Annotated in this window: 19 protein-coding genes; 8 read left to right on the top strand and 11 right to left on the bottom strand. The window is 72.0% G+C overall.

Going from position 1 to position 23,478, the window contains the following annotated elements; genetic code table 11:
* Nucleotides 1–112: 112 nt before the first annotated feature.
* From egtA to egtD, 4 genes are read left to right on the top strand one after another with little or no spacing between them, the layout of a single operon-like run.
* On the top strand, nucleotides 113–1,414 hold the full coding sequence (gene egtA / locus ACIP2X_RS03125; RefSeq protein ID WP_401666740.1) for an ergothioneine biosynthesis glutamate--cysteine ligase EgtA: 1,302 nt from the start codon (nucleotides 113–115) through the stop codon (nucleotides 1,412–1,414).
* The gene (egtB, locus tag ACIP2X_RS03120) at nucleotides 1,411–2,751 is read left to right on the top strand and encodes an ergothioneine biosynthesis protein EgtB (protein WP_401666737.1); all 1,341 of its coding nucleotides are present in this window, start codon (nucleotides 1,411–1,413) and stop codon (nucleotides 2,749–2,751) included. Before egtA ends, egtB begins: the two co-directional genes overlap by 4 nt.
* The gene (egtC, locus tag ACIP2X_RS03115; protein WP_401666735.1) at nucleotides 2,751–3,542 is read left to right on the top strand and encodes an ergothioneine biosynthesis protein EgtC; all 792 of its coding nucleotides are present in this window, start codon (nucleotides 2,751–2,753) and stop codon (nucleotides 3,540–3,542) included. Before egtB ends, egtC begins: the two co-directional genes overlap by 1 nt.
* Nucleotides 3,539–4,501 (top strand): L-histidine N(alpha)-methyltransferase, encoded by a 963-nt coding sequence (gene egtD, locus ACIP2X_RS03110; protein WP_401666732.1) that lies wholly within the window; start codon nucleotides 3,539–3,541, stop codon nucleotides 4,499–4,501. The genes egtC and egtD overlap by 4 nt, the downstream gene beginning before the upstream one ends.
* On the opposite strand, the gene ACIP2X_RS03105 is transcribed toward egtD, so the two are convergent.
* Nucleotides 4,502–5,761, bottom strand: coding sequence for an extracellular solute-binding protein (locus ACIP2X_RS03105; RefSeq protein WP_401666729.1), 1,260 nt, complete (start codon nucleotides 5,759–5,761; stop codon nucleotides 4,502–4,504). It lies immediately after the preceding gene.
* 220 nt (nucleotides 5,762–5,981) lie between these two features.
* Between ACIP2X_RS03105 and ACIP2X_RS03100 the strand changes: the two genes are divergently transcribed.
* On the top strand, nucleotides 5,982–6,197 hold the full coding sequence (locus tag ACIP2X_RS03100; protein ID WP_401666727.1) for a dodecin: 216 nt from the start codon (nucleotides 5,982–5,984) through the stop codon (nucleotides 6,195–6,197).
* A 60-nt stretch (nucleotides 6,198–6,257) separates the two neighbouring features.
* On the opposite strand, the gene ACIP2X_RS03095 is transcribed toward ACIP2X_RS03100, so the two are convergent.
* Nucleotides 6,258–6,749: a hypothetical protein gene (locus tag ACIP2X_RS03095; protein ID WP_401666725.1), complete on the bottom strand. Its 492-nt coding sequence runs from the start codon at nucleotides 6,747–6,749 to the stop codon at nucleotides 6,258–6,260.
* A gap of 57 nt (nucleotides 6,750–6,806) precedes the next feature.
* Here ACIP2X_RS03095 and ACIP2X_RS03090 point away from each other — a divergent pair, with 57 nt between their 5' ends.
* The gene (locus ACIP2X_RS03090; RefSeq protein ID WP_401666722.1) at nucleotides 6,807–7,805 is read left to right on the top strand and encodes an LLM class flavin-dependent oxidoreductase; all 999 of its coding nucleotides are present in this window, start codon (nucleotides 6,807–6,809) and stop codon (nucleotides 7,803–7,805) included.
* Here the strand turns inward: ACIP2X_RS03090 and ACIP2X_RS03085 are convergent.
* Complete coding sequence (locus tag ACIP2X_RS03085; protein ID WP_401666720.1) at nucleotides 7,800–10,271, bottom strand: ATP-dependent Clp protease ATP-binding subunit; 2,472 nt, start codon at nucleotides 10,269–10,271, stop codon at nucleotides 7,800–7,802. The genes ACIP2X_RS03090 and ACIP2X_RS03085 overlap by 6 nt on opposite strands.
* 163 nt (nucleotides 10,272–10,434) lie before the next feature.
* On the opposite strand from ACIP2X_RS03085, the gene ACIP2X_RS03080 reads away from it, so the two are divergent.
* Nucleotides 10,435–12,774 carry an ATP-binding cassette domain-containing protein gene (locus tag ACIP2X_RS03080; protein ID WP_401666718.1) on the top strand — a complete coding sequence of 780 codons (2,340 nt, stop codon included), beginning with the start codon at nucleotides 10,435–10,437 and terminating at the stop codon, nucleotides 12,772–12,774.
* A 60-nt stretch (nucleotides 12,775–12,834) separates the two neighbouring features.
* On the opposite strand, the gene ACIP2X_RS03075 is transcribed toward ACIP2X_RS03080, so the two are convergent.
* The 5 genes from ACIP2X_RS03075 to ACIP2X_RS03055 form a co-directional block, all read right to left on the bottom strand.
* The gene (locus ACIP2X_RS03075) at nucleotides 12,835–13,644 is read right to left on the bottom strand and encodes a lysophospholipid acyltransferase family protein (protein ID WP_401666714.1); all 810 of its coding nucleotides are present in this window, start codon (nucleotides 13,642–13,644) and stop codon (nucleotides 12,835–12,837) included.
* Nucleotides 13,644–14,417: a GNAT family N-acetyltransferase gene (locus ACIP2X_RS03070; protein WP_401666712.1), complete on the bottom strand. Its 774-nt coding sequence runs from the start codon at nucleotides 14,415–14,417 to the stop codon at nucleotides 13,644–13,646. The genes ACIP2X_RS03075 and ACIP2X_RS03070 overlap by 1 nt, the downstream gene beginning before the upstream one ends.
* Nucleotides 14,418–14,656: 239 nt before the next feature.
* Complete coding sequence (locus ACIP2X_RS03065) at nucleotides 14,657–15,406, bottom strand: succinate dehydrogenase/fumarate reductase iron-sulfur subunit (RefSeq protein WP_401666709.1); 750 nt, start codon at nucleotides 15,404–15,406, stop codon at nucleotides 14,657–14,659.
* Nucleotides 15,403–17,349 (bottom strand): fumarate reductase/succinate dehydrogenase flavoprotein subunit, encoded by a 1,947-nt coding sequence (locus ACIP2X_RS03060; RefSeq protein ID WP_401666707.1) that lies wholly within the window; start codon nucleotides 17,347–17,349, stop codon nucleotides 15,403–15,405. The genes ACIP2X_RS03065 and ACIP2X_RS03060 overlap by 4 nt, the downstream gene beginning before the upstream one ends.
* A gap of 1 nt (nucleotide 17,350) precedes the next feature.
* Complete coding sequence (locus tag ACIP2X_RS03055; protein WP_401668816.1) at nucleotides 17,351–18,022, bottom strand: succinate dehydrogenase; 672 nt, start codon at nucleotides 18,020–18,022, stop codon at nucleotides 17,351–17,353.
* A gap of 119 nt (nucleotides 18,023–18,141) precedes the next feature.
* Here ACIP2X_RS03055 and ACIP2X_RS03050 point away from each other — a divergent pair, with 119 nt between their 5' ends.
* Nucleotides 18,142–19,026: a LysR family transcriptional regulator gene (locus tag ACIP2X_RS03050; RefSeq protein WP_401666705.1), complete on the top strand. Its 885-nt coding sequence runs from the start codon at nucleotides 18,142–18,144 to the stop codon at nucleotides 19,024–19,026.
* Nucleotides 19,027–19,129: 103 nt separating this feature from the next.
* Here the strand turns inward: ACIP2X_RS03050 and ACIP2X_RS03045 are convergent, their stop codons facing one another.
* The 3 genes from ACIP2X_RS03045 to ACIP2X_RS03035 form a co-directional block, all read right to left on the bottom strand.
* Nucleotides 19,130–21,271 carry a putative bifunctional diguanylate cyclase/phosphodiesterase gene (locus ACIP2X_RS03045; protein ID WP_401666702.1) on the bottom strand — a complete coding sequence of 714 codons (2,142 nt, stop codon included), beginning with the start codon at nucleotides 21,269–21,271 and terminating at the stop codon, nucleotides 19,130–19,132.
* A complete protein-coding gene (locus ACIP2X_RS03040; RefSeq protein ID WP_401666699.1) occupies nucleotides 21,268–22,080 on the bottom strand; it encodes an SAM-dependent methyltransferase in 813 nt (270 codons plus the stop codon). The genes ACIP2X_RS03045 and ACIP2X_RS03040 overlap by 4 nt, the downstream gene beginning before the upstream one ends.
* 259 nt (nucleotides 22,081–22,339) lie before the next feature.
* Nucleotides 22,340–23,305 carry an SCO0930 family lipoprotein gene (locus ACIP2X_RS03035; protein ID WP_401666697.1) on the bottom strand — a complete coding sequence of 322 codons (966 nt, stop codon included), beginning with the start codon at nucleotides 23,303–23,305 and terminating at the stop codon, nucleotides 22,340–22,342.
* Nucleotides 23,306–23,478 lie beyond the last annotated feature (173 nt).

Raw genomic sequence — 23,478 nt, 5'->3', positions numbered from 1 at the left:
GAAGTGCACCCTTGTGCGAAGCGGGACAAGGGGCTTGGGTGGGACGGGTCTGTCGGTCCGACTTGCCGTTTGGCGGACCGGCGGCATGGTGGAATCTCAGGAGGATCCCGACATGTCCGACTCAGTCAGCGGCTGTACGGAACCGCGTACAGCCGTCACCGAACCCGAGGTGGAGGCCCTCGTCCGGGGCATCTGCTTCAAGACCGGACCGCCGCGCACCGTCGGCGTCGAAGTGGAATGGCTCGTCCACGAGCTGCGCGGTCCGCAGCTCCCCGTCACACCCGAACGACTCGAAGCGGCCTACGCCGCACTGCGCTCCGTCCCCTTGAAGTCGGCGCTGACCGTCGAACCCGGCGGCCAGCTGGAGCTGAGTTCTCCGCCCGCCGCCTCCCTGATGGAGTGCGTGGACACCGTCTCCGCCGATCTGGACGCCGTCCGCGCGGCACTGCGCGAGCGCGGTCTCGGCCTCCTCGGCATCGGCCACGACCCGTGGCACTCCCCCCGCCGATTCCTGCGGGAGCCTCGCTACGAGGCGATGGAGACCTTCCTCGACCGCACCGGCCCGGCCGGTCGCGCCATGATGTGCACCTCCGCCTCGGTCCAGGTGTGCCTGGACGCCGGGCACGAGGAGCCCGGCCCGCTCGGCCATGTGCGGCGCTGGTGGCTGGCGCACCATCTCGGCGCGGTCCTGCTGGCGGCGTTCGCCAACTCCCCGCTGGCCGGCGACGAACCCACCGGCTGGCAGTCCACCCGGCAACTGCGCTGGGTCCAGATCGGCGCGGGCCGGGCGGGCGCGCCCGTGCTGGACGCCGATCCGCGCCGCGCCTGGGCCCGGCATGTGCTGGACTCCCAGGTGATGTGCGTGCGGCAGGACACCGGCCCCTGGCACGTGCCGGACGGCCTGACCTTCCGGGACTGGACCAGATCGGGGGCGCCCAGACCGCCGACCTGGGACGATCTCGGCTATCACCTCACGACGCTGTTCCCGCCGGTCCGGCCGCGCGGCCATCTCGAACTGCGCATGATGGACGCGCAGCCCGGTGAGGACGGGTGGATCGTGCCGCTCGCGGTGACGACGGCCCTGTTCGACGACCCGGAGGCCGCGGAGGACGCGTACCGCACGGTCAAGCCGCTGACCGAACGCACCGGGGCCTTGCCCGCGCCGCACAACCCGCTGTGGCTCGACGCGGCCCGCCACGGGCTCGCCGACCCGGAGTTGCACGAGGTGGCCGTCGCCTGCTTCGCGGCGGCGCTGCGGGCGCTGCCGCGGCTCGGCGCGTCCACCGAGGTGACGGACGCCGTCGCCGCCTACCGGGACCGCTATGTCCTGCGGGGCCGCTGCCCCGCCGACGATCTGCTCGAAGGGCGGCGCGGCGACGGCCGCCGCCCGCATGGGAAGGACCCGCGCACATGACCGACCCCGCCATCGACACCGAGAAGGACAGCGAGATCGACAGCGAGGCCTTCCGGGAGCGTGCCCTGGACTCGCTCCTGGCCGCGCGGGACCGCACCACCCTGCTCACCAGCTGTGTCGAGGAACCCGACCTGACCGCCCAGCACTCGCCGCTGATGTCCCCGCTGGTGTGGGACCTCGCGCACATCGGCAACCAGGAGGAGCTCTGGCTGCTGCGCGCGGTCGCGGGCCAGGAGGCGATACGACCCGAGATAGACAGCCTGTACGACGCCTTCGAGCACCCGCGCGCGGAGCGGCCCACCCTGCCGCTGCTGGCACCCGGCGAGGCCCGCCGGTACGCGGCCGAGGTGCGCGGCCGGGCCCTGGACGTGCTGGCCGGCACCGCGTTCCACGGCACCCGGCTCACGGAGGCGGGCTTCGCCTTCGGCATGATCGCGCAGCACGAACAGCAGCACGACGAGACCATGCTGATCACCCACCAGCTCCGCAAGGGGCCGCAGGCACTGCACGCCCCCGACCCGGAGCCCGTGCCGCTGTTCACCGGCCCCGCCGAAGTCCTGGTGCCGGGCGGCCCGTTCACGATGGGCACCTCCACCGAACCCTGGTCGCTGGACAACGAGCGGCCGGCGCACCGTCGCGAGGTGGCGTCCTTCTGGATCGACACCACCCCGGTGACCAACGGCGCCTACCTGGCGTTCATCGAGGACGGCGGCTACGAGGACGACCGCTGGTGGACCGCGGACGGCTGGGCGCACGTGCGCCGCACCGCCCTGAAGGCGCCGTTGTTCTGGCACCGGGACGGCGGGCAGTGGCTACGGCGCCGCTTCGGCGTCACCGAGGTGGTGCCGCCCGAGGAGCCGGTGCTGCACGTGTGCTGGTACGAGGCGGACGCCTTCGCCCGCTGGGCCGGACGCAGGCTGCCCACCGAGACCGAATGGGAGAAGGCCGCCCGCTTCGACCCGGCCACCGGCCGCTCGACGCGCTACCCGTGGGGCGACGCCGACCCGACGCCCGAGCACGCCAACCTCGGCCAGCGCCATCTGCGCCCGGCACCGGCCGGGAGCTACCCGAAGGGTGAGTCACCGCTCGGCGTACGGCAGTTGATCGGTGACGTGTGGGAGTGGACGGCCAGCGACTTCCAGCCGTACCCGGGCTTCCAGCCGTTCCCGTACAAGGAGTACTCGGAGGTCTTCTTCGGGCCGGAGCACAAGGTGCTGCGCGGCGGGTCCTTCGCCGTGGACCAGGTGGCCTGCCGGGGCACCTTCCGCAACTGGGACTATCCGATCCGGCGGCAGATCTTCGCCGGCTTCCGCACGGCCCGCGACGGGGACGTCTGATGTGCCGTCATCTCGCCTACACCGGGCCGGAGGTGTCTCTCGGCACGCTGCTGGTGGAGCCCCCGTCGGGCCTGTACCGGCAGTCCTGGGCGCCCCGGCGGCAGCGGTACGGGACCGTCAACGCCGACGGTTTCGGGGTGGGCTGGTACGCGCCGGGCGATCCGCTGCCGGCCCGCTACCGGCGGGCCGGGCCCATCTGGGCCGATCTGTCCTTCGCCGACCTGGCGCGGGTCGTGCGCACCCGGACGCTGCTCGCCGCCGTGCGGGACGCGACCCTGGCGGGCGCCGACGCGGAGGCCGCGGCGGCCCCGTTCGCGGCGGGGTCCTGGCTGTTCAGCCACAACGGCGCGGTCCAGGGCTGGCCCCACTCGCTCGCCGAGCTCGCCCGGAGTCTGCCCCCCGTGGACCTGCTGTCCCTGGAGGCCAGAAACGACTCCGCGCTCGTCTGGGCGCTCGTGCTCGCCCGGCTGCGCGCCGGCGACGACCCCGGGCGGGCGCTGGCCGACACGGTCCCCGAGGTCGCGGCGGCGGCCCCGGGGTCCCGGCTGAACCTGCTGCTGACCGACGGCGCGTCCGTCGCCGCCACCACCTGGGGCGACTCACTGTGGTACCTCCGCCCGCCGGGCGGCGGCACCGTCGTGGCCTCGGAACCGTACGACGACGATCCCCACTGGCACGAGGTGCCCGACCACACCCTGCTGGTGGCGAGCGGCACCGACGTACAGCTCACCCCGCTCAAGGAGCCGAGCGACGCCTCGGCGGCCCCACCCTCGAAGGAGCCCCGCACGTGAGTCCGTTCCTTCTCACCCGCACCCTGCCCGAGGACGCCACGGAGGCCGCGCTGCGCGCCGACGTCCTCAAGGGCCTGACGAGTTCGCCCAAGACCCTGCCGCCGAAGTGGTTCTACGACGCCCGGGGCAGCGAGCTCTTCGAGCGGATCACCGAACTGCCGGAGTACTACCCGACCCGGGCCGAGCGGGAGATCCTGCTCGACCGGGCCCCCGAGATCGCCGCGGCGAGCGGGGCGCGCACCCTGGTGGAGCTGGGTTCCGGCTCCTCGGAGAAGACCCGGCACCTGCTCGACGCGCTGACCGGGCTGCGCACCTACGTCCCGGTCGACGTCAGCGAGAGCGCCCTCACGCAGGCCGGTCAGGCGCTCGTCGCGGAGCGGCCCGGCCTGGACGTGCACGCGCTGATCGCCGACTTCACGGTGGCGCTGAAGTTGCCGGACACGCCGGGTCCGCGGCTGGTGGCGTTCCTCGGCGGCACGATCGGCAATCTCCTGCCGGACGAGCGCGCGGCGTTCCTCGCCTCGATCCGCGCCCTGCTCTCCCCCGGCGACGCACTGCTGCTCGGCACCGACCTGGTCAAGGACGAGGAGGTGCTGGTCCGGGCGTACGACGACGCGGCGGGCGTGACGGCCGCGTTCAACAAGAACGTCCTGTCGGTCGTCAACCGTGAGCTGGGCGCCGACTTCGATCCCGGCGCCTTCGCCCACGTGGCCCGGTGGGACGCCGGGAACGAGTGGATCGAGATGCGGTTGCGCTCCCTGACCGCGCAGACCGTGAAGATCCCCTCCCTCGACCTCGCCGTCGACTTCGCGGCGGGCGAGGACCTGCGCACCGAGGTGTCGGCGAAGTTCCGCAAGGAGCGGGTGCGCACCGAACTGGCCACCGCGGGACTGGAGTTGTCCCACTGGTGGACGGACGGCGAGGGCCGGTTCGCGCTGTCGCTGAGCACCGCCGGCTGATCAGCCGAGGGGGACCGCCAGCGCCTCGGTGATCCGCCGTGAGGCGCGGCGGGCCTCCGCGCCCGGGTCGGCCCCGGTGAGCACCCTGGTCATGTACTCCTTGATCGGGTTGTCCGCCTCGACGGCGGCCCATTCGGGCGTACTGGGGGTCGCCCGCCCCTGCGCGGCACCCGCCGCCATGGCGGCGACCCCCTCCTCGCCGGCGACGGCCGCGGCGAGCGTCGTCTTGTTGGGCACGTAGTTCATGGCGCGGGCCAGTTCGGTGTTCCACTTGGCGCCGGTGAGTTCCTCGACGACGGTGACGGCGCCGTCGCGCTGGTCGGTGCGCTTCGGCACGACGAGGTCGGAGCCGCCGGTGAAGACCGCGCCGGGCTTGCCGGGGGACGTGCCGGGGACGGGGAAGAAGCCGAGTTCGCCGTCGAGTCCGGGGTTCTGCTGGACGATCGCGCGGGCCTGGCCCGGGACGGCCACGATCTGGGCGATCCGGCCCTTGGCGAACTCCTCGGCCTGCGGCGGGTGTTCCTCGTCGGCGTCGACCGGGCCGTCACCGAGTGCCTGGAGCCGGCGGTAGAAGTCCATGCCGCGCCGGGCGGCCGGCGTGTCCAGGGTGCCGGTCCAGACGCCACCGTTCTCCGTGGCGAGGTCGCCGCCCTCGTCCCAGATGAATCCGGAGAGCGTGTACCAGTCCTGTCCGGCCAGGTAGATCCCCTGGTCGTCGCCGGTGTCGAGCTTCTCGGTGACGGTGAGCCATTCCTCGCGCGTCTTGGGCGGGCCGGCGATCCCGGCCTGCTCGAAGAGGTCCTTGCGGTAGATGACGACACGGTTGGCCGCGTACCAGGGGATGCCGTACTGGGTGGAGCGCTGCCGGCCCGGTTCGGCGAGGCCGGGCAGCCAGTCGCGCATGCCCCAGTCCCGCAACGACTCCAGTGTCAGATCGAGCAGTCCCCCGCCGTCGACGTACTGCGGGACCTGGGTGTTGCCGACCTCGATGACGTCGGGCCCCTCCGGGGACTCGGCCTCCAGCGCCGCCTGCACCTTCTCGCCGATGCCGGTCCACTCCTGGATGCGGATGTCGAGGTCGAGGTCCTCGTGGGTGCGCTCGAACTCCTCGGTGAACCGCTCCAGGAACTGCGCCGAGGCGCTGCCCTTCATCAGCCAGACGGTCACCGTGCGCCGTTCGGCCCCGCTCGACGGCACGAGTCCGCAGCCGCCGAGGAGGGACGCGCAGACGCAGGCGAGGGCAAGGAGTCGAAGCTTCACGGCGGTCCTGTTCTGTCTGGAGGACAGGGCAAAAGGGCCCGGCGTGGGGGGACGAGTGGTGGACTCGTACGGGTGTCTGGAGTTTGGTATGGACCAATGCGAAGGTCAAGCGATTCGGGAAAGGCGGCCGACGCCTCGCGCTCCGCTGCCGCTTGGGGCACGGTGGAGTGACGCGGGAGACATCTGACGCCTTCGTCACCGCGCGGAGAGGAGCAACCGCATGTCGAATCACACCTACCGGGTCACGGACCTCGTCGGCACCTCGCCCGAGGGCATGGAACAGGCCGTCCGCAACGGCATCGAGCGTGCCTCGCAGACCCTGCGCAATCTCGACTGGTTCGAGGTGACGGAAGTGCGGGGTCAGCTGGAGAACGGCGAGATCGCGCACTGGCAGGTGAGCATGAAGGTCGGCTTCCGCCTGGAGGAGACCGACTGAGAGACGGACTGAGAGACCGACTGAGACACCGGCTGAGGCGCCGGCCGGGACCTGGACCGGTCAGGTCCGCCCCTCGCGCTCCTGCGCCACCTCGAGTTCCTCCGACGGGGTGGCCCAGCGTGCCCGTACGACGGTGAAACCGGCGCGTTCCGCGGCCTCGCACACGAGTTCGTCGTCGTCCACGAGCATCCGGATCTCCCGGTTCCGGGCGAGCCTGCGCAGAGTCTCCAGTTTGGTGTGCCGGGCGGGCCTGCGGTCGGCGTCGCGCCGCATGTGGACCCGCCCCTCGGGCAGTTCCTGGGCGGCGAGCCAGTCGAGCGTGTCCTGCCGGCACCGCTCGGGCCGCCCGGTGAGATACACGACCTCGCACTCCTCGGCGCTCGCCCGCGCCATCGCGACGCCCTCGGCGAGCGGCGGGTCCGCGGGCGCGGCGCCGAAGAAGCCCTCCCAGTCCCGCGGCCTGCCCTCCAGGAAGTGCTGCCGATGGGCGGTGTCGGCGAGGGTGTTGTCGAGGTCGAACACGGCGATCGGCCGCTGGTCACGAGCTGTCACACGCCCACCCTAGACAGCGGGCGGGAATGCCGGTCCCCGTCAGGCGTTGAACGGTGTGTGACCTCGCTGACCGCCTCGACCCGTTTCTCCGTGCTGGACCGTTCACGCACCCGCGAGGGGCACACGGCTCCCGAGGCGCTGCGGGACACCGTCCGGCTGGCGCGGGAGGTGGAGGAACTCGGCTACCACCGCTTCTGGGTGTCGGAGCACCACGGTGTGCCCGGCGTCGCCGGCTCCGCGCCGACCGTACTGGCGGCCGCCGTGGCAGGCGCGACCCGGACGATCCGGGTGGGCACCGGCGGGGTGATGCTGCCCAACCACCAGCCCCTGGTCGTCGCCGAGCAGTTCGGCGTGCTGGAGTCGCTCTTCCCGGGCCGGATCGACATGGGGCTCGGGCGCTCGGTGGGGTTCACGGACGGCGTGCGCAAGGCGCTCGGCCGGGACAAGGGCGACGCCGAGGACTTCGCCGCCCAGCTGGAGGAACTGCTCGGCTGGTTCCGCGGCACCTCCCCGACGCGGGTCCACGCCCGTCCCCCGGAGGGCCTGAGCGTGCCGCCCTTCGTGCTCGCCATGGGCGAGGGAGCCACGATCGCGGCCCGCGCGGGCCTGCCGATGGTCATCGGCGACCTGCGCGACCGGGAGCGGATGCGACGCGGCATCGACCACTACCGCGGGCATTTTGTCCCGTCGCCGTGGGCGCGGGAGCCCTACGTCGTCGTCTCGGGCACGGTCGCGGTGGCGGCGACCCCCGAGGACGCCCGGCGGCTGCTGCTCCCCGAGGCCTGGTCGATGGCGCACTCCCGCACGCACGGCACCTTCCCGCCGCTGCCGCCCGCCGAGCGCGTCGAGGGGCTGCGCATGTCGGACAGGGAGCGCGGGTTCTACGACTCCGGTCTGGCCGGACAGATCGCGGGCACCGAGGAACAGGTCGCCCACGAACTGGAGTCGGTGCTGAAGGAGACGGGCGCCGACGAGGTGCTCGTCACCACCAGCACGTACGACCGCGAGGCGCTCGTCGACTCCTACCGCAGGCTGGCCGCGATCGTCGGCTCATAGCTCGGCCGGCTGCTCGGCCCGTACCTCCACCGCCCCGTCGACGGCGTCCACCCGGGCACGGTCGCCCGGCTTCAGCTCTCCGGACAGCAGCAGGTCGGCGAGGCGGTCGTCGACCTCGCGCTGGATGGTGCGGCGCAGCGGACGGGCACCGAACTCCGGTTGGTGACCGATCTCGGCCAGCAGGTCCTCGGCGGCCCCGGTGACCTCAAGGGAGACGTCCTGGGCGCGCAGGCGGCGCCGGGTGTGCTCCAGCAGCAGCTCCACGATCTCGCGCAGCTGGGTGCGTTCCAGACCGCGGAAGACGATGATCTCGTCGATGCGGTTGAGGAACTCGGGCCGGAAGTGCTGGTTGAGCACGTCCATCACCGACGCGCGCACCGTCGCGTAGTCCTCCACGCCGGCGGCGAGGATCCGGTCGGCGCCGATGTTCGACGTCATGATCACGACCGTGTTCTTGAAGTCGACCGTGCGGCCCTGGGCGTCGGTCAGCCGGCCGTCGTCCAGCAGCTGCAACAGCGTGTTGAACACGTCGGGGTGCGCCTTCTCCACCTCGTCCAGCAGCAGCACGGCGTACGGCTGCCTGCGCACCGCCTCGGTCAGCTGACCGGCCTCGTCGTGGCCGACGTATCCGGGCGGGGCGCCGATCAGCCGGGAGACGGTGTGCCGCTCCTGGAACTCGCTCATGTCGAGGCGGATCATCCGGTTCTCGTCGCCGAACAGCGCGGCGGCCAGGGCGCGGGCCAGCTCGGTCTTGCCGACGCCGGTCGGGCCGAGGAAGAGGAAGCTGCCGACGGGACGGTTCGGGTCGCTCATGCCGGCCCGGGCCCGCCGCACGGCGCGCGCCACCGCGGTGATCGCCTCGTCCTGGCCGACGACCCGCTCGTGGAGGTGCTCCTCCAGCTTCATCAGCCGCTCGCGCTCCTCCTCGGTGAGCTCGGCGACGGGGATGCCGGTGGTGCGGGAGACGACCTCGGCGATGTCGTCGGCGGTGACCTCGGGCGTGCGCGCCTCGGCCTTGCCGGCCTCGGCGAGCCGCTCCTCGGCCTCCGTGACCCGGTCGCGCAGTTCCTTGGCGCGCTCGTACTCCTCGTCGGCGACGGCCTGGTCCTTCTCCCGGTTCAGGGCGGCGATCCGGTCCTCGATCTCGCGGGTGTCCGCGAGCGGCGTCCGGGCCCGCAGCCGGACCCGGGCGGCGGCCTGGTCCATCAGGTCGATCGCCTTGTCGGGAAGGAAGCGGGAGGTGATGTACCTGTCGGACAGTTCCGCGGCCGCCACGAGCGCCTCGTCGGTGATCCGGACCTGGTGGTGGGCCTCGTAGCGGTCGCGCAGGCCGCGCAGGATCTCCACGGTGTCGTCCACCGACGGCTCGCCGACCAGGATGGGCGCGAAGCGGCGCTCCAGGGCGGCGTCCTTCTCGATGTGCTTGCGGTACTCGTCGACGGTGGTGGCGCCGATGAGGTGCAGCTCGCCGCGGGCCAGCGCGGGCTTGAGCATGTTGCCCGCGTCCAGGGCGCCCTCGCCGCCGCCACCGGCGCCGACCACGGTGTGCATCTCGTCGAGGAAGAGCACCAGTTCGTCGGCGTGCTCGCCGACCTCGTCGAGCAGCTTCTTCAGCCGCTCCTCGAACTCACCGCGGTACTTGGTGCCGGCCACCATCCCGGCCAGGTCCAGCGAGACCAGCCGCTTGCCCGCCAGCGTCTTCGGCACGTCGTCGGCGGCGATGCGCTGGGCGATGCCCTCGACGACGGCGGTCTTGCCGACGCCGGGGTCCCCGATGAGGACGGGGTTGTTCTTGCTGCGCCGGGAGAGCACCTCGATGGTCTGCTCGACCTCCTCGTCCCGGCCGATCACCGGGTCCAGCCTGCCCGCGCGGGCGTCCTCGGTGAGGTCACGGCCGTACTCGTCGACGGTCGGCGTGTTGCTGGGCTGCCTGCGCTCCCCCGTCCCCTCACTGGGCAACTTCGCGCCCTCCCAGCCGCCCGCGGCGAGCGCCTCGCCCGCGCTCGACTCCGGGTTGGCCGCCAGGGCGCGCAGCAGGTGCTCGGGGCCGATGTACGAGGAGCCCTCGGCGCGGGATATCCGGTACGCGTCGAGCAGCGCCCGCTTGGCGGCCGGGGTGAGCGTGCCGGGCTCGGTCTTCTCGGCCCCCTCGGTGGCGCCGCCGAGCCGCTCGCGGAGCCGGTCGGGGTCGGCACCGGCCTCGGAGAGCAGCCGCCGGGTGGAGTCGTGCTCGGTGGCCGCGGCGAGCAGGTGCCGGGCGTCGAGTTCCTCGCTGCCCTCCCGGGCCGCGATGTCCCGGGCCTCGGCTACCAGCTCACGGGCCCGTTCCGAGAGCAGGCTGCCGATGTCGACACGCTGCATCCGGCGGGGGGACGAGGCCGGTGCCGCGTCGCCGAAGAACCGGGACATGAGCTCGTCGAACTCCTCGAAGGGGCTGCGTCCGAAACCGAAACCGGGACTGGACATGGTCACGGACCTTCCACGCGGGTGTCGACGGGCATCCTGTTCTCCAAGCTCGCACAGAGCCCTGAGCTCCGCACCCGCGCCGGTCACCGGGTGCCACCGGGCCGCGTCGCATAGAATTGTGGGGTTTGTCCCTCGCCGGAACCGAAGGCCGGAGCGCGTCCCCATGTCCGACCCCCACGATCCCTACGTCCGGGTGCGCGGCGCCCGGGAGCACAACCTCAAGGGCGTCGACGTCGACGTACCGCGCGACGTGGTCGCCGTGTTCACCGGCGTGTCAGGCTCCGGGAAGTCGTCGCTGGCGTTCGGCACCCTGTACGCGGAGGCCCAGCGCCGCTACTTCGAGTCGGTCGCGCCGTACGCGCGCCGGCTGATCCACCAGGTGGGCGCGCCGAAGGTCGGTGAGATCACCGGGCTGCCGCCGGCGATCTCGCTGGAGCAGCGCCGCTCGGCCCCGACGTCGCGCTCCTCGGTCGGCACGGTCACGAACCTCTCCAACTCGCTGCGGATGCTCTTCTCCCGGGCCGGCGACCATCCGCCGGGCGCCGAGCGGCTCGACTCGGACGCCTTCTCGCCCAACACCGCGGCCGGGGCGTGCCCGCGGTGCCAGGGCCTCGGCGAAGTGCACCGCACGACGGAGGAGTTGCTGGTCCCCGACCCGGCGCTGTCGATCCGCGAGGGGGCGATCGCGGCGTGGCCGGGTGCCTGGCAGGGCAAGAACCTGCGCGACATCCTCGACGCGCTCGGGTACGACGTGGACCGGCCGTGGCGCGAACTGCCCGCCGGTGAGCGGGAGTGGATCCTGTTCACGGACGAGCAGCCGGTGGTCACCGTCCACCCGGTACGCGACGCGGACCGCATCCAGCGCCCGTACCAGGGCACGTACATGAGCGCCCGGCGCCATGTGATGAAGACCTTCGCCGACTCCAGGAGCCCGGCGCTGCGCGCCCGGGCGGAGCGGTTCCTGACCGGCGCGCCGTGCCCGGCCTGCGGGGGCAGCCGACTGCGGCCCGAGGCGCTGGCGGTGACGTTCGGGGGCCGTACGATCGCGCAGCTGGCCGCGCTGCCGCTGTCCCGGCTGGCCGACGCCCTCGTCCCCACCGGTGAGACGGCCCGGATCCTCACCGACGACCTCAGGTCCCGGATCGCCCCGGTCGCCGAGCTCGGCCTCGGCTACCTCAGTCTCGACCGTGCCACCCCCACCCTTTCCGCGGGCGAACTGCAGCGGCTGCGCCTCGCGACCCAGCTGCGCTCGGGTCTGTTCGGGGTGGTGTACGTCCTGGACGAGCCGTCGGCGGGGTTGCACCCGGCGGACACGGAGGCGCTGCTCACGGTGCTGGGGCGGCTGAAGTCGGCCGGCAACTCGGTTTTCGTGGTGGAGCACCACCTCGATGTGGTGCGGGACGCCGACTGGATCGTGGACGTCGGTCCGCTCGCCGGGGAGCACGGCGGCCAGGTGCTGTACAGCGGGCCGGTCGCCGGTCTCGCGGCGGTCGCGGACTCGGCGACGGCCCGCTTCCTCTTCGACGACTCACCGGCACCGGAACGTGAAGTGCGCTCACCCCGGGGCTGGTTGACGGTCGGGCCGGTCACGCGGCACAACCTGCACGGGGTGACGGCCGCGTTCCCGCTGGGGGTGTTCACGGCGGTCACAGGGGTGTCGGGGTCGGGAAAGTCCACGCTGATCGGCGAGATCACGCAGGAGCCGACGGGCGTGGGGCGCCTGGTCTCCGTGGACCAGCGGCCGATCGGCCGCACGCCGCGCTCCAACCTGGCGACGTACACCGGCCTGTTCGACGCCGTCCGCAAGGTCTTCGCGGCGACGGAGGCGGCACGCGAACGCGGGTACGGCGTGGGGCGGTTCTCCTTCAACGTGGCGGGTGGACGCTGCGAGACCTGCCAGGGCGAGGGGTTCGTCGGTGTGGAGCTGCTGTTCCTGCCCAGCACGTACACGCCGTGCCCCGACTGCGGCGGGGCCCGCTACAACCCCGAGACGCTCCAGGTGACCTACCGGGGCCGCTCCATCGCGCAGGTGCTGGACCTGACCGTCGAGGCCGCCGCGGAGTTCTTCGCGGACCACCCGGGGGTGTCGCGCAGCCTCGGCACCCTGCTCGACGTGGGCCTCGGCTATCTGCGTCTCGGTCAGCCGGCGACGGAGCTGTCCGGCGGGGAGGCCCAGCGCATCAAGCTGGCCGGCGAGTTGCAGCGCGGCCGCCGTGGCCACACCCTCTATCTCCTCGACGAGCCCACGACGGGTCTGCACCCCGCCGACGTCGAGGTCCTGATGCGTCAGTTGCACGGTCTCGTGGACGCCGGGCACACCGTGATCGTCGTCGAGCACGACATGTCCGTGGCCGCGGGCGCGGACTGGGTCGTCGACCTCGGGCCCGGCGGCGGCGAGGCGGGCGGCCGCGTCGTGGCGGCCGGACCGCCCAGCGAGGTGGCGGCGGTGCGCCGAAGCGCGACCGCGCCCTATCTGGCGCGCGTGCTGGCCAGGGGACGGTAGTGCTCCTCCGGCCGCCGGTGGACGCCCCACGGTGGCCGGAAGACCTCGGCCGGCCGGGCTCTAGGACGCCGGCACCGCGTGGGTCCGGCCCGGTTCCGGGGTCGTCGCGGGCTGGGCGGCACGGGCCAGGGCCCGGCGGTCGGGAAGACTGCCCGGGAGGATCGGTTCCTGGACGTCCACCTCGGCGATCAGGCCGCGTGCCGTCATGACCCGCCACAGGGAGGACAGCAGGGAGTCCTCGCCGACGAAGGCCGGAGCCGTGCTGGCGTGGCCGTCGGCGAGGCGGTAGTGGATCCGGACGGGCTGCACGGGGACCCCGGCGTCCAGGGCCGCCTGGAAGACGGCCCTGCGGAAGGTGCCCTGGGCCCGGCCGCACCAGGTGCTGCCCTCGGGGAAGACGCCGACCGCGGCCCCGGACCGCAGCAGCTCGGCGATGTGCGCGACCGTGGCCGGAAGGGTGCGCAGGCGGTCGCGCTCGATGAACACGACGCCGGCGCTCGCGGCCAGCGGGCCGGCCACCGGCCACTGCCGTATCTCGGTCTTGGCGATCATGCGGGCCGGGCGGACCGACGCGAGCAGCGGGATGTCCAGCCAGGAGATGTGGTTGGCGACCAGCAGCAGACCACCGGTGGGCGCGGCGGAGCCGGTGATGCGCACCCGCACGCCCGCCGCCCACGCGATGGTCCGGGCCCACCGGCGCACCCAGCGGGCGGGAACGCGCCTGCCGAGCGGCAGCAGCGTGATCCCGCCGAGCAGCAGCACCAGCACCGCGGTGAACCGCAGCACCCCCCACAGCGCGACCCTGCCCCGCCCCGCGGGCTCCACGCACGCCCTGGGGGTGCAGGGCGCGCTGGGCAGCCAGACGCTCATCAGGCCGGGACGAGCGAGAGGAAGTGCTTCAGATAGCGCGGGTTGACCCGGCGCATCGACAGCAGCACGTACATGTCGGCGACGCCGAAGTCGGCGTCGTGCGCGGGCTCGCCGCACACCCAGGCGCCCAGGCGCACATAGCCGCGCAGCAGCGGCGGGAGCTCGGTGCGCCCGGCGGGCCGGACGACGCCGTCCGCGGACCACGGCAGCAGCGGCCGTACTTGGTACTCCTCGGGGGCGAGGTTCTTGGCCTGGACCCGGTCCCAGGTGGCGGCGGCGACGGCGCCGCCGTCTGCCAGCGGGATGGAGCAGCAGCCGGCCAGCCACTCGTGGCCCCGGTCGACCATGTAGCGCGCTATCCCCGCCCAGATCAGGCCGATGACCGTGCCGTCGCGGTGGTCGGGGTGCACACAGGAGCGGCCGACCTCGACGAGGCCCGGGCGGATCGGGTCGAGACGGCTCAGGTCGAACTCGCCCTCGGAGTAGAGCCGGCCGGCCACCGCGGCGCGCTCGGGCGGCAGCAGCCGGTAGGTGCCGACGACCTGGTCGGTGAGCGTGTCGCGGACCAGCAGGTGGTCGCAGTACGCGTCGAAGGAGTCCACGTCGAGGCCCGGCTGCGGGGAGGACAGCATCGCGCCCATCTCGCCGGCGAAGACGTCGTGCCGCAGCTTCTGCGCCGCACGCACGTCGTCCTCGTCGCGGGCGAGGGTGACGGTGTAGCGGGTGGGTGCCGCTGGCTGCGGGGGACGGTCGAGGGTGGAAACGCCGGTCATGGCACACTCCTGGTCACGGGCCGGTTCGACGACGGCAGCGGGCGGGCCGGGTCGTTCGGCCTGCCGCCACAGTTCTTCCGATGCCGGTTGGCGTGCGCGTTACCTGCGCCCGGAGCGGGGATGTGCGGATGTTGAATGCCCGGGGTGGGCCAAAAGCGAGACGGGACCGGGGATGAGCACCACTCCCGGTCCCGCCCGTCCGCACCTGGTCGGCGAACGTCTCTCCTACCTGCGCGGCACTACTTCCTGGCCGCCTTGCGGGTGGCGCGCAGCCACTCCTTGTTCATGCCGGTGATGGACATCAGCGGGATGCCCTTCGGGCAGGCCGTGGCGCACTCGCCGGTGAGGGTGCAGCCGCCGAAGCCCTCCTCGTCCATCTGCGCGACCATGTCCAGCACCCGTGTCTCGCGCTCCGGCGCGCCCTGCGGCAGCACGTTGAGGTGATTGATCTTGGCGGAGGTGAACAGCATCGCAGCGCCGTTCGGGCACGCCGCCACGCAGGCGCCGCAGCCGATGCACTCCGCGTGCTCGAAGGCGAAGTCCGCGTCCGGCTTCGGCACGGGCGTGGCGTGCGCCTCGGGAGCGGAACCGGTCGGCGCGGTGACGTAGCCGCCGGCCTGGATGATCCGGTCGAACGCGGTCCGGTCGACGACCAGATCCTTGATCACCGGGAAGGCGGCGGCCCGCCACGGCTCGATGTCGATCGTGTCGCCGTCCCGGAAGGACCGCATGTGCAACTGGCACGTGGTGGTGCGCTCGGGGCCGTGCGCGTCGCCGTTGATGACGAGCGAGCAGGCGCCGCAGATGCCCTCGCGGCAGTCGTGGTCGAAGGCGACCGGGTCCTCGCCCTTGAGGATGAGGTCCTCGTTGAGCGTGTCGAGCATCTCCAGGAACGACATGTCGGGCGAGACGCCGTCCACCTCGTACGTGGACATGGCGCCGTCGGTGTCGGCGTTGCGCTGGCGCCAGACGCGCAGGGTGAGCTTCATGCGTAGCTCCGCTGGGTGGGGTGGACGTACTCGAAGACCAGGTCTTCCTTGTGCAGGACGGGCGACTCGCCGGTCTCGGTGAACTCCCAGGCGGCCGCGTAGGTGAACTCGTCGTCCCGGCGGGCCGCCTCTCCGTCGGGGGTCTGGGACTCCTCGCGGAAGTGGCCGCCGCAGGACTCGGAGCGGTGCAGCGCGTCGAGGCACATCAGCTCGGCGAGCTCGAGGTAGTCGACGATCCGGTTGGCCTTCTCCAGCGACTGGTTGAACTCCTCGCCGGTTCCCGGCACCTTGATGCGGCGCCAGAACTCCTCCCGGATCTGCGGGATCCGCTCCAGGGCCTTGCGCAGTCCGGTCTCGGTGCGGGCCATGCCGCAGAACTCCCACATCAGCTCGCCCACCTCGCGGTGGAAGGAGTCCGGCGTGCGGTCGCCGTCGACGGCCAGCAGCAGGTTGATGCGGTCCTGGGTCTCGGCCAGCACCTCCTGGACCGCGGGGTGTTCGTCGGTGACCGGGTCCTGGTGCGGGTTGCGCGCCAGGTAGTCGTTGATGGTCGCCGGCAGCACGAAGTAGCCGTCGGCCAGGCCCTGCATCAGCGCCGAGGCGCCGAGCCGGTTCGCGCCGTGGTCGGAGAAGTTCGCCTCACCGATGGCGAAGAGTCCCGGTACGGTCGTCTGGAGGTCGTAGTCGACCCACAGGCCGCCCATCGTGTAGTGCACCGCGGGGTAGATCCGCATCGGGACCTCGTACGGGTCCTCGTCGGTGATCCGCTGGTACATGTCGAAGAGGTTGCCGTACTTGGCCTCGACCGCCTCGCGGCCCATCCGCTTGATCGCGTCCGCGAAGTCCAGGTAGACGCCCTGGCCGCCGGGCCCGACACCGCGCCCCTCGTCGCAGACGTTCTTCGCGGCGCGCGAGGCGATGTCGCGGGGGACGAGGTTGCCGAAGGAGGGGTAGATCCGCTCCAGGTAGTAGTCGCGCTCGTCCTCGGGGATCCGGTGCGCGGGCCGCTCGTCGCCCTTGGCCTTCGGCACCCAGATGCGGCCGTCGTTGCGCAGCGACTCGCTCATGAGGGTCAGCTTCGACTGATGGTCACCGGTACGCGGAATGCAGGTGGGGTGGATCTGGGTGAAACAAGGGTTGGCGAAGTACGCGCCACGCCGGTGCGCCCGCCAGACGGCGGTGGCGTTGGAGTTCATCGCGTTGGTCGACAGGTAGAAGACGTTTCCGTAGCCGCCGCTGGCGAGGACCACCGCGTCCGCGAAGTACGTGTCGATCTTCCCGGTGATCAGATCCCGGGCGACGATCCCACGCGCCCGCCCGTCGACGACGATCAGGTCGAGCATCTCGGTACGGGGATACATCTCCACGTTCCCGGCCGCGATCTGCCGGCTGAGCGCCTGGTAGGCGCCGAGCAGCAACTGCTGACCCGTCTGACCGCGGGCGTAGAAGGTCCGCGAGACCTGGACGCCGCCGAAGGAGCGGGTGTCGAGCAGACCGCCGTACTCCCGCGCGAAGGGCACGCCCTGCGCCACGCACTGGTCGATGATCTCGACGGAGATCTGCGCGAGCCGGTGCACGTTGGACTCACGGGCCCGGAAGTCGCCGCCCTTGACGGTGTCGTAGAACAGCCGGTGGACGGAGTCGCCGTCGTTGCGGTAGTTCTTCGCCGCGTTGATGCCGCCCTGCGCGGCGATGGAGTGGGCCCGGCGCGGGGAGTCCTGGTAGCAGAACTGCACGACGTGGTAACCCTGTTCGGCGAGCGTGGCACCGGCAGAGCCACCGGCGAGGCCGGTGCCGACGACGATCACGGTGTGCTTGCGCCGGTTGGCGGGGTTGACCAGCTTGGCCTCGAAGCGACGCGTGTCCCAGCGCTCGTGGATCGGCCCACTGGGGGCCTTGGTGTCGGCGACCGGCTCACCGGTCACGTACTCGGTGTACCTCATGTCAGCTCACCAATCCGGTCATGACGCCCACGGGCACGGCCAGGAATCCGGCCGTGAGGAGCAGGGCGAGGACGTCGGCGGTCGCCTTCAGCGCGCGGTCGCGCGTGCGGCTGCCGACGCCCAGGGTCTGTGCGGCGCTCCAGAAGCCGTGCCGGACGTGCAGGCCGACGGCGAGCACCGCCACGATGTAGATCACGTTGCCGTACCAGGTGGAGAAGGTGTCCACGATGTTCTGGTACGGGCGCAGGTGCTCGTAGCCGCCGGGGTGCACGGTGCCGGTGGTCAGGTCGAGGATGTGCCAGACGATGAACAGGGCGAGGATGATCCCGCCCCAGCGCATCGTGCGCGTCGCGTAGGAGGAGCGCGGCTTCTTGTGCACGTACTTGCTGGGACGCGCCTTGATGTCGCGACGGCTCAGCTGGTACGCGGAGACGGCGTGGGCGACGACCGCGGCGACGAGGACGATCCGGACCAGCCACAGCGTCCACTCGTAGTGCATGAACGGCTCGCCGACCGTGCGCAGCCAGTGGGCGTAGTGGTTGATCTCCTCGGGCCCGAAGAAGATCTTCAGGTTGCCGATCATGTGGACGACCAGGTACAGCAGCATGATCAAGCCGCTGACCGCCATCACGGTCTTCTTGCCGACGGAGCTGTCCCACATCGTGCGCGCCATGGACGGCCGTCGGTCCGTCCGCGTTGCCAGAGCCATGTCACGCACCGTAAGCGTGACGGGGGTGATCAGTCCAAGACATGGTCCGGCTTGAATCGATAGTCCGGGCCTATGCTTGCGGTATGCAGTTCCAGCAGCTCCAGTACTTCGTGGCGGTGGCCGAGACCCGGCACTTCACCCGGGCCGCGGATCTCGTCCATGTCGCCCAGCCGTCGCTGTCGCAGCAGATCAAGGCCCTGGAGCGGGAGCTGGGTGCCGACCTGTTCCTGCGGGCGCGGGGCAACATCACGCTCACCGACGCGGGCGAGGCGCTGCTGCCGCTGGCCCGGCGGATCCTGGCCGACGCGGACACGGCGCGGTACGAGGTGCAGGAGCTGGTGCAGCTGCGGCGCGGGCGGGTGCGGCTGGGGGCCACGCCGAGCGTGTGCACGGGCCTGCTGCCGGACGTGCTGCGGGCCTTCCACGACCGCTATCCGGGGATCCAGCTGCTGATCGAGGAGAGCGGCTCGCACGATCTCGTACGGCATCTCGCCCGCGGTGCGCTGGATCTCGCCCTCGTCGTCCTGCCGCTGCCGACGCCGTCACCGGCGCTGACGACGGTGGAGCTGTTGCGGGAGGACCTGGTGGTGGTGTCCTCGCCGGAGGCGTCCGCGCCGGGCGGGGGGCGGCGGACGGTGCAGATCGCCGACCTGGAGGGCGAGCGGCTCGTGATGTTCCGGCACGGGTACGACCTGCGGGAGCTGACCGTCGCGGCGTGCCGCTCCGCCGGGTTCGAGCCGGACTTCGCGGTGGAGGGCGGGGAGATGGACGCCGTGCTGGGGTTCGTGCGGGCGGGGCTGGGGGTGGCCGTCGTGCCGCGCATGGTCGCCGCGCGGTCGGGGCGGGGTCTACGGGTGACGCCGCTCGGGCGGCCGGGGCTGCACCGGACGATCGCGCTGGCGCACCGCAGTGACGTGGCTCCGCCTCGGGCGGCTCGGGAGTTGCAGCGGATGTTGCTCGAGCGGTGAGCGCCGTTGTGCCGCGGCGCCGGGGGCGGGGCGTGGGGGCTGGTCGCGCAGTTCCCCGCGCCCCTGAGGGCGTCTTGGCACCGGGCGTCGTGGGAGGGACGGGTCAGGTGGTGGCGTCGGCCAGGGCCAGGTCGTGGAGGCGTTCCGGGGGGCCGGGGCGCGCGTAGTACCAGCCCTGGGCCGTGTCGCAGCCGAGTATGCGCAGCTGCTCGGCCTGGGCGCCGGTCTCCACGCCCTCGACCGTGACCGCGAGGTCCAGGCTGTGGGCGAGGGAGACGATCCCTTCGACGATCTTGAGGTCGACGGGATCGGCGGGGAACTGCTGCATGCTCTGGGTGAAGGAGCGGTCCAGCTTGAGGATGCTCACCGGGAGACGTCGCAGGTTGGCGAGGTTGGAGTAGCCCGTGCCGAAGTCGTCCAGGGCGATGTCGACGCCCATCTCGGCCAGCCGGCGCAGCGGCTTGAGCAGATCGTCGTCGGCGCCGATCAGGGCGGACTCGGTGACCTCCAGGCACAGGGCGTCGGGCGCGACACCCGCCGCCTCCAGGATCTCCACGGTGTCCTGGACGAGGCCGGGGTGGGTGAGCTGGCACGGCGAGAGGTTGACGTTGATGCGCAGCGGCGCGGACGGGGTGCCGGCGTAGCGCTCCCGCCAGTCGCGGGCCTGGCGCACGGACTGCTCCAGGACCCAGCGGCCGAGGGGGACGATCAGCCCGGTGTGCTCGGCGAGCGGGATGAACCGGTCGGGGCCGAGCACCCCGTGCTGCGGATGCAGCCAGCGGACCAGGGCCTCGGCGCCGCGCACACTGCCGTCGCCGAGGTGGACGAGGGGCTGGTACTCGATGAAGAACTCGCCGCGCTCCAGCGCCGTCGGCAGCGCGGTGGTCAGGCCGTTGCGGGTGATCGCGCGGGCGTCGGCCTCGGCGTCGGCGACCTCGAAGCGGTTGCCGCCGGCCGACTTGGCCCGGTACATGGTGATGTCGGCGCTGCGCAGCACCTCGGCCGCGCTGCGCTCCCCCGCCGCGCCCTCGACCACGCCGATGCTGCCGCGCACGGTCAGCTGACGGCCGTCGACGGTGATCGGGGCGACCAGGGCGTTCATGATCCGGGCGGCGAGTTCGTCGACCTCGCGCTGGGTCTCGGGCCCGGTGGTGAGCGCCACGAACTCGTCCCCGCCGAGCCGGGCGACCATCTCGCCGGGCGCGGTGGCGCAGGCCTGCAGCCGGTCGGCAACCTCGACCAGCAGCCGGTCGCCGGCCGCGTGACCGAGGCTGTCGTTGATGGTCTTGAAGCCGTCGAGGTCGAGGTAGCACAGGCCGAAGCGCTGCCCCTCGCCCGCGCCGAGGACCTTCTCCAGGCGTTCGAAGAAGAGCGTGCGGTTGGGCAGTCCGGTCAGCGCGTCGTGGGTGGCCTCGTAGCGCAGCCGGAGGTTCAGCAGCCGCCGCTCGGTGGTGTCCTCCATCAGCGCGAGCTGGTACTGCGGGTTGCCGTCGGGGTCGCGCAGCAGGGAGACGGTGAGGTTGGTCCACAGGACCGTGCCGTCGGGCCGGTAGAAGGCCTTCTCCACGTGGTAGTGCTCGCGTTCGCCGCGCACCAGCTCCTCGTAGAGCCGCCAGACCTGCGGGGCGTCGTCGGCGTGCGTCCACTCGCGGACGTTGCGCCCGCGAAGGGTGTGTTCGGAGCCGCCGAACATGCGCAGCATCGCGCCGTTGACCTCCAGGACGTTGCCGTCGAGGTCGGCGATGCTGATGCCTATGGCCGCACCCTCGAAGACCGCCCGGAAGCGGGCCTCGCTGGCGTGCAGCGCCTGCGCGACCACGCCCTGGGCGCGCAGCGCGGCCTGCGCGATGGACTCCTGCTCCGCGAGGGTGCGTTCACGCAGCGCCTGGGCGAACCCGGCGGCCATGGCGTGCTGCAGACGGGAGGAGCGGGCCCGCAGGTCCTCCTGGGGACCGTCGTCGCCGCAGTAGAGCACCAGATAGGCGTCGACGCAGTCCAGGGCGTGGCTGAGCGCCTCGGGGTCGGTGCAGTGCGTGCCGACCAGGGCGGCGCCGACCGCGCGGCCCTCGGCGGCGTCGAAGGCCCGGGCGCGCAGGGCCGCGCTCAGTCTCCGGGCCAGCGGCAGCAGTTGTTCCTCGAACTCGGACCGGGTCAGCGACGTCGAGGTGGCCGGGTAGACCGCCCGGCTCCAGATCGTCGCGAACCTGCGGAGTCTGTCCTCCGGCCCGTCCGGCTCCGCGCTCACGCCGTACGCCCCACGCCCGCGAACCCGGAGAAGGCATAGGGATCCTCGTCCTCCGGCGCGGTCTCGGGCCGCCAGACAGGCATCGGCACCAGTCCCGGTTCCACCATGTCGTACCCCTCGAAGAACCGCGCGATCTCCTCGCGCGAGCGCATGATCAGCGGGTTGCGAAGGTCCTTGTATACGTCCACCGCGCCACCCGCCCGCTCGGGTGCCAGCGGGATTCCCTCGTACGAGGCATGCGTGAGCACCAGCATGCTGCCGGGCGCGAGTGCGTCGCCCAGTTGAGCGACCACCCCGTACGGGTCGTCCGCGTCCTCCACGAAGTGCAGTATGGCAACGAGCAGCAGCGCCACCGGCCGCTTCAGGTCGATCAGTTGCTCCACCTGCGGGCTGGACAGGATGTCGTGGGGCTTGCGCAGGTCCGCCGCCACCACGCCGGCGTCGTCGTTGCCTTCGAGAACGGCCTGGCTGTGCGCGACGGCGACCGGGTCGTGGTCGACATAGACCACGCGCGCGCCGGGGCTGGCCTCCTGTGCCACCTCGTGGACGTTTCCGTACGTCGGGATGCCGGAGCCGATGTCCAGGAACTGGGTGATGCCCTCGGCGGCCGCGTGCCGCACCGCGCGGCGCATGAACGCCCGGTTCGCCTGCATGATCTTCGGCAGTCCCGGCAGGAACTCCATGGCCCGGCGGGCCGCTTCCCGGTCGACCTCGAAGTTGTGCGAACCGCCCAGGTAGTAGTCGTAGATCCGCGCGACACTGGGCACCGAGATGTCGATGCTCCGTGGGGCCCAGGCGGGACGTTCCATCTATCTCTCCAAGGCGTAGGCGATCCGGTGTTCGAGCAGAGGCTACTGATCGCCCGCCAAAGGAGCGACCCGAAACGGAAATTGACCATCCGTTCCCGGTCACTGCCTGCGGCACGTGCCGAATCGACCCCTCCCGGCGAAGGCTCACGAATCCCGAAGACTCCCGGTGAATGACGGCAAAACGGTCCGCGTCCCGCGTGGTGTGCGGGATGCGGACCGCTCGGTCGAACGCCGGGCCGGACCGGGGGGAGGTCCTCCGTTACTGGGCGGGTGCGCCGACCGGCTTGCCGTCGGGCTTCACGGCGAACCAAGTGCCGCCCACGCCCTGGCCGTTGGTGTCACCGGGCTTCTTGTCCCCGGCGAAGGTGTAGATCGGCACGCAGTCGATGGTCTGCTGCTTGACGCCGTCGGGCCGGTCGAAGACGACATAGCCCCGGTTGGCGGTGGAGCCCTGGAGGTCGATGCCCTTGGTGTCCTTCGCGTCGACGGGCGCGACGACCGGCCACTTCTCCAGGCACTCCCCGGTGCACGCGGTCTTCATCGGCCACTGGGAATCCTTCATGAAGCGGTAGACCGTGTGGCCGTTCTTGTCGACGACGATCTCGCCGAGCTTCGGGTCCTTGCGGGTGGACAGTCCGGGCAGGTCGGCCGACGTGGCCTTCTTGCCGTCGGGGGCCAGCGCGTACCAGGTGCCGCCCACACCCTGGCCCTTGATGTCGCCCGGGTTGACGTCCTTCGCATAGCGGTACGCGGGCCAGCCGCCGACGGTCAGCTGCTTGGTGCCGTCGGGGCGGGTGACCTCGCCGAGCAGCGCCTCGTCCACACCCTCGCCGGCGGTGGCGTCACCTGCGGGGACGGGCGGCCAGGCGGTCGCGCAGTCGCCCTCGCAGTTGGTCTTCGGCGGTTCCGCGGTGTCCTGGTCGAAGCGGTAGAGGGTACGTCCGGCACTGTCGGAGAGCACTTGCCCGAACTCCGCGTTGGCGGCGACCGACAGCTTGCCCGCGGGGGCTGCCTGGGCGCCCGCGTTCTGCTCGCCCGCGGCGGCGCCGACGCCCGTACCGGCGCCGGTGTCGAGTCCCGTGCCCCCGTATCCGCCGGCGGGGGCCGTGACGCCCACGTTCTGGCTGGCCGACTGGGGGCCACTTTCCTGACCGCACGCCGTCGTCAGCGCCAGTACGGCCGCGGCGCCCACCACGAGTGAGGCGCTCCGCCAGGAGGTCTTCATCGTCAACTCCCCATAATCACCTGGATATTGCAGCGCCCTGCTGTGCCGCCGCACGGCAATGGGTACGCACGGGGATGCCGGTTGTGTTCAACCGGATCGCAGATTTCTTTGCGGAGCCGGCCGCCGCTCGTATGCGCGTCCGGCACTGCGGGCACACGGCCCTGCGCCGATCA

The sequence above is a fragment of the Streptomyces sp. NPDC089424 genome (assembly GCF_044749345.1).
Classification (GTDB): domain Bacteria; phylum Actinomycetota; class Actinomycetes; order Streptomycetales; family Streptomycetaceae; genus Streptomyces.
This window is presented reverse-complemented; position numbering and strand designations above follow the sequence as displayed.